We start from the raw sequence: 4,856 nt of genomic DNA on the forward strand, positions 1-4,856 counted from the left end.
CTTGGGAGGTTTTTCAACGCGGGCCGACACAGGCCCAGCCGCCACCGTCACGCCGCGGCCCGCATCGAAAAACCTTCACCATTGCAGACCTTTGTGTCCATCACTCGGAACGACCGCAAATTGATCTTATGCCGCTTCCTATAGTCCAGCCGCCTCGCAGTCCTGTCTCCCGCCAGGAAACCCGGCGACGCTTACCCCGGCGGTAGCGCCAACGCCATGCATGCACTAATGTCTCAGCCCCCTGGGCTAGCCAGTGATCTGTTCAAATTAGGGAAGTACCCATGACCGAACATTGCTGTGGACCGGGCTATGCTTCTCCCGCCGAGGCCATGAGGGCACCCCGCGAAAAGTTGCTCTACACGATAGCTATTTACACCGGCACAGGCATTCAGAAGCCGGACTATCTGTGTACCATTGATGCCGACCCGCAGAGTGCAACCTACAGCCAGGTGATTTCACGTTTGCAGATGCCGGGTATTGGCGATGAGCTTCATCACTCGGGCTGGAATGCCTGTTCGTCGTGCCACGGCGATGCGAGCATGGAGCGGAAATATCTGATCGTGCCGGGTGTGCGCTCGTCAAATCTGCATATTGTCGATTGCGGTACCGATCCGCGCAGCCCGACACTGTTCAAGGTGATAGACGGCGCTGAAATCAAAGCCAGGACTAATCTGTCGGCGCCACACACGGTGCATTGCCTCGGCTCGGACATCATCGTTTCCATGCTTGGTGACGCCCAGGGCAATGCCCCCGGCGGCTATTTGCAACTCAGCAAGGAGTTCGAGATTGTCGGCCGCTGGGAAAACTCCATGGGCAGGATCAAGTTTGGTTATGATTTCTGGTACCAGCCGCGACACAACGTAATGGTCAGCTCGGAATGGGCCGCGCCCAATACCTTCATGCCTGGCTTTGACCTGGAAGAGGTTGGTCATCTGAAATATGGCCGAGAGATCCATTTCTGGGATTTTGAAAAGAAGGAACCAAAGCAAACATTCTATCTCGGTGAAGATGGCTTGATCCCGCTGGAAGTGCGATTCCATCATAATCCCGACAGCAGTCACGGCTTTGTTGGCGCGGCCCTTTCCGCAAACATCATTCACTGGTGGAAGGATGCGGCGGGTGCTTGGCAATGGGAAAAAATCGTGGATGTCGAAAATGAGCCGCATCCCGAATGGCCCATTCCAATACCCGGCGTTATCTCAGTCATTCTGCTCAGCATGGACGATCGATACCTCTATCTGTGCAACTGGTTGCACGGCGACATTCGTCAGTATGATATCTCGGACCCCCACAACGCCAAGCTTACCGGACAAGTGTGGATGGGCGGACTTCTCGGACGAGCGCCTGAGGTCAATGGCGTGAAAGTCACCGGCGGGCCGCAGATGATACAGCTCAGCCTCGACGGCAAGCGCCTTTATGTGACGACCTCGCTCTTCTCGACCTGGGACAATCAGTTCTATCCGGAAATCCGCACCAATGGCGGATGCATGCTGATGGTCGATTGCGATACGGAAAACGGCGGCATGGAAATCGATCCGCGATTCGTTGTTGATTTTGGTAAGGAACCAAATGGACCAAGCCGCTGCCACGAAACCCGTTATCCCGGGGGTGATTGCACGAGTGACATCTGGGTATGACCTGCTTCACCATCATTCTCGCCAATCAAGGCGGTGCGGCCTTTGACGTCGATCACCGCAAGCCCCTCTTGCAAAGCTTGCGCGAGCAGGGCGTGGATCTGCCGTATGGGTGCAAGTATGGCGGCTGCATAACCTGTGCGGCCAAAATAATCAGCGGCAAAGTCGATCAAAAAGCGCAGCGGGCGCTGAACAACCGCCAGATCAACAATGGCTATATAATCCTCTGCGTCGCCCGCCCTATGAGCGACTGCACGCTGGAGGTCGGCGTTGAGAGCCACGACAAGCTCTATCGCAACCCCTTCCTTGACCCGCTGGCCGCTCATGAATTGAAAGCCGATATTGCGACCCCGTTGGAAGCAAAGAAATGACCCATATGAATCATGATGAGCCCTATTCGGAGGCTTATCTGCAAAACATTCTGAAATCGGTCAAAACCATCGCGATGGTGGGGGCTAGCCCCGACAAGACCAAGTTTTCCTATGGGGTACTCAGGGTGCTGCACGAAATCGGCTACGACATGATCCCGGTCAACCCCAGTCCCGGTCTGGCTGAGATTCGAGGGCTTAAGGTGTACGCGTCACTAGCGGCTATCGACCGGCCTGTGGATATGGTTGAGGTTTTTCGCCGCTCCGAAGATCTGTTGGAAGTTGCACAGGAGGCCATCGCAATCAATGCCAAGGTTCTGTGGGGTCAGATTGGGGTGCGCGATGACGCTGCCGCCCAGTTGGCGGAGGAAGCGGGCTTGAAAGTGGTGATGAACCGCTGTCCCAAGATTGAGTTGTTCCGCCCCTTCTGGAAGCCAAAGCTGCACTTGGGAATATGACTGCAGCGGCGCAGAATTCGGGGTTGTCGCGGTAACCAACCTGTTCCCTCTGGAGTCTCAGACGTTGATTCTGCTAGCAGATTGAATTTTGCCCGAGGTACGATGCCAGATGGTCGCTGAGATCACGCGCGTCGTCGCCGGCGCCGTCGATCAGCGCAGACTTGCGGCGGCGCAGAAATTGCATCCCCATCAGGTACATGCCCGGATGTTCCGCAACGCCGCCGTCGTGACGGAGGTGGCCCTTGCGGTCGAGGACCGGCAGCTCCAGCCAGGAGTAGTCCGGCCTGTAGCCAGTGGCCCAGATGATCGTCCTGATCGCGCCTCCGGTAAGGTCAAGCCCGAGCGGCGGGTTGTCCTCGACACGGGTCGGCGGCAGGCGATCCGGCGGCCCGACCGTAGCGTCAAGGCCGTTGGTGCGCGCCCATTCGTCGATGAGGTCGAGCAGCCGGGCCATCTTGAGATCGGAAAGCGCGCACATATTGCGCAACGACCCCGCAAACTGGGCCTTGCCGTCTTCGGTGATGCCAGCGAGACGGCCAACGAGCCTGACGCCGAGGTCGACCAGTGCATTGAGGTCGAGGGTGGTGCGATCGGGCGTGCCGGCAAGCTGCAGCGAAGGAACCCGTCGCGCCCGCCGGATGTCGTCCACCTCGTCGTAACGCTCGTCGAGCACGCCGGCGGCGTCCATCCACCATTCCAGGTCCTTGCCGCGATAGACGCGCGGCGCCCGGATGTGCTCGCCCACCGACAGGGTCACTTGACGCCCCGAACGCTGCAGCTCCTGTGCGATCTGGGTGCCGCTCGACGACGCGCCCACCACCATCACGCCACCGTCGGCGACCTGACCCGGATTGCGGTAGGACTGTGCCGTCAGCATGGCGACCGACGGCGGCACGCGGCTGGCGACGTCGGGCAGGCGCGCGATGTTGCACGCGCCCGACGCCAGCACGACGGTCCGACACCGCCACTCGCCGCGGTCCGTGCGCACAAGATATCCCGCCCTGTCGCTGCGAACCGAGGTAACGGTCGTGTGGGTTCTGACCGGAGCCGAGATCGCCTTGGCATAGTTCCCGAGGAAGTCGATCACCTCAGGCATCGTCCGGTAGCCGTCGGGATCGTCGCCGTCATAGCGGAAGCCCGGCAGCCGGCTCTGCCAGTTCGGGGTGAGCAGCCGCAGTGAATCCCATCGCTCGGTGCGCCAGGTATGGGCGATCTCGCCGCGCTCCAGCAGCACATGGTCGATAGAGCGCTCCGCGAGGCAGCGGCTCATCGCGAGCCCCGCGTGCCCCGCGCCGACGATCACTGTGGTGACGGAACTAATCGCACCCTCTCATCAGGAGAGTCTACGGTTCGAAGCGCCTTTCAATTCACCACGACCGTGACGTTCGTCGGATTGGTGACAATGTCATAGACAGCCGACCGCTTCTGCGACTGAGCGACGATAGCCTCGATGTCCTCGCGCTTGGCGTCGGCGTCGATGTTGTATTTCACCGTGATGCCGCTGAAGCCGTTGCGCACGTCGCTGTCGATGCCGAGTATTCCGGCGAGATCCATGTCGCCTTCGATGGTCGCCTTCACCGACTTCAACTGGATGTTCCGGTTCTGGGCAACCGCGGCGATGCCGGCGGTCAGGCAACTCGCCAGTCCGACCAGCACGTATTCGACAGGCGTGGCGCCCTGATCCAAGGAAGCAAAGACCTCCGGATGGTCGGCATCGAATGCGAAGGTGGTCTTGCGATGCTGGTCCTGGCCGAGACCGTAGAAACTCTCGACCGTCGAGTGGCTGTGGGTGCCATCCTTCCATTCGCAGGCCGCGCGCCACTTGAACTGCGCGGCCTCCGGGGCGTTGGTAAGCGCTTCGCGTGCGCCGAGCAGCGCCTCGACGTTAACGCCATTGTTTGCCTGTACTTCGGAAGCCATAGTTATCCTCCCTACTTTGCACTGGCTTAAAAACCCGACCCATCCCACCGACCTCCTGATCAGATTTCACCAGGGCATAACATGCTATGGGTAGCGAAGCGTTTCTTCAAGTTGTTTTCCGCAGAGGCAAGGTCGTCCCTCGTGTGCCGAGTTGCGTCTTGCAGGTCAAGGGTGCCCTGTGTCGGTCGGCGTTGGTTCGGCATCCAGGTGTCGGAATCGTGATGCATTTTCTTGAAGGGCCGGCAAGCTCAGTCAACTGCAATCCCGCGGAGCGGTCTTTGGCGCTGCGAACAGCTGTTTCGCTGCCGCGAACGGGCAATCCAAAGCTGCGAAATTATTTTCGGCTTTTGGCGCTACCTGCTCGTTGCGATCGACGAGAAGAATGGCAACATTCCTGAAGGTTTTTCGATGCGGGCCGCAGCGCGACGTTTGCCGCTGGCATTGGCGGCCCGCGTTGACAAACCTTGGAAGGAGGA

The 4,856-nt window shown here is 59.4% G+C and carries 6 protein-coding genes; 4 read left to right on the forward strand and 2 right to left on the reverse strand.

The genetic code is table 11. From position 1 onward, the window contains the following. Positions 1-281: 281 nt before the first annotated feature. The 3 genes from NKK47_RS34725 to NKK47_RS34735 are packed head-to-tail and all read left to right on the forward strand — an operon-like array spanning position 282 to position 2,460. A complete protein-coding gene (locus NKK47_RS34725; RefSeq protein ID WP_352579892.1) occupies positions 282-1,637 on the forward strand; it encodes a selenium-binding family protein in 1,356 nt (451 codons plus the stop codon). Beyond that, complete coding sequence (locus NKK47_RS34730; RefSeq protein WP_352449195.1) at positions 1,634-2,005, forward strand: 2Fe-2S iron-sulfur cluster-binding protein; 372 nt, start codon at positions 1,634-1,636, stop codon at positions 2,003-2,005. The genes NKK47_RS34725 and NKK47_RS34730 overlap by 4 nt, the downstream gene beginning before the upstream one ends. Before the next feature lie 5 nt (positions 2,006-2,010). Further along, complete coding sequence (locus tag NKK47_RS34735) at positions 2,011-2,460, forward strand: CoA-binding protein (RefSeq protein WP_352579896.1); 450 nt, start codon at positions 2,011-2,013, stop codon at positions 2,458-2,460. A gap of 73 nt (positions 2,461-2,533) precedes the next feature. Here NKK47_RS34735 and NKK47_RS34740 read toward each other — a convergent pair whose 3' ends face one another. Continuing rightward, positions 2,534-3,763 (reverse strand): NAD(P)-binding domain-containing protein, encoded by a 1,230-nt coding sequence (locus NKK47_RS34740; RefSeq protein ID WP_352579893.1) that lies wholly within the window; start codon positions 3,761-3,763, stop codon positions 2,534-2,536. Between the two features lie 59 nt (positions 3,764-3,822). Then, positions 3,823-4,380, reverse strand: coding sequence for an OsmC family protein (locus tag NKK47_RS34745; RefSeq protein WP_352579894.1), 558 nt, complete (start codon positions 4,378-4,380; stop codon positions 3,823-3,825). Between the two features lie 231 nt (positions 4,381-4,611). Between NKK47_RS34745 and NKK47_RS34750 the strand changes: the two genes are divergently transcribed. Continuing rightward, positions 4,612-4,856 (forward strand): hypothetical protein (locus tag NKK47_RS34750; protein ID WP_352579895.1); only part of this gene is annotated, 245 nt, incomplete at its 3' end.

This window comes from Mesorhizobium sp. M0019 (assembly GCF_040323975.1).
Taxonomy (GTDB): Bacteria; Pseudomonadota; Alphaproteobacteria; order Rhizobiales; family Rhizobiaceae; genus Mesorhizobium.

What these genes read in the sequence shown, in the direction of transcription:
- NKK47_RS34725 (WP_352579892.1), top strand. Translation starts at nt 282, where the DNA reads ATGACCGAACATTGCTGTGGACCGGGCTATGCTTCTCCCGCCGAGGCC.
- NKK47_RS34730 (WP_352449195.1), top strand. Translation starts at nt 1,634, where the DNA reads ATGACCTGCTTCACCATCATTCTCGCCAATCAAGGCGGTGCGGCCTTT.
- NKK47_RS34735 (WP_352579896.1), top strand. Translation starts at nt 2,011, where the DNA reads ATGAATCATGATGAGCCCTATTCGGAGGCTTATCTGCAAAACATTCTG.
- NKK47_RS34745 (WP_352579894.1), bottom strand. Translation starts at nt 4,380, where the DNA reads ATGGCTTCCGAAGTACAGGCAAACAATGGCGTTAACGTCGAGGCGCTG.